At 41.4% G+C, this 667-nt stretch carries 1 pseudogene; it reads right to left on the reverse strand.

Annotation, left to right across the window (positions count from 1 at the left end):
• Positions 1-319: pseudogene (locus KIV40_RS32705) on the reverse strand (peptidase T); the annotation flags it as partial.
• Between the last annotated feature and the right edge of the window lie 348 nt (positions 320-667).

Consider the following 667-nt stretch of genomic DNA (forward strand, 5'->3'; position numbering starts at 1 on the left):
TTCCCAACTCAACGACACCACCTTGGTAATCACGAATAACTTGAGGTTTTACATTAGCTCCTGATGCATCAGGAGCGGTATCCATGTGCGCCACAAAGCCAATCGCAGGTACTGGATAATCGACATTCGACGGCAGTTTTGCCATCAAGTAACCATTGCTATCTAGGCTAACATCGCTCAGCCCTAACGAGATCAGCTCTTCTTTTAGTACTTCGGCAAAGGGTATTTGCCCGGGTGAACTTGGGCACTGTGAATTCGAAGGATTAGATTGAGTATCAAAGGTAACGTACTTAAGAAAACGTTCAACTAACTGTTCCATAACTTGTTCTCACCATGGATTTAACTAACTGATTCATCAACATAATTATGATTCTAATAGACTAAGATTTGAGAAAGGTAGTCTTGTAGGTGCTGATGTGTGAACGCTCATCTTACGCCCCTCAATGATGAGCAATTTGCTCTAAATCATTTTTCTGCGAAATGATTGAGGCTTCCTATACTTGAAATTAGAGGGTTTCGTCAGTTACTTATTGCAAGAGGATGATAAACGGTCGTTTTGTTCGCATTCTACGCCCTCCGCTCTCAGCCTAAAAAAAGAACAAAATGGATGATGATCACAGTTTATCCTTCGAGCAAACTATGTCATACGTTACATGAGGGTTCGATT

The sequence above is a fragment of the Vibrio sp. D173a genome (assembly GCF_030248475.1).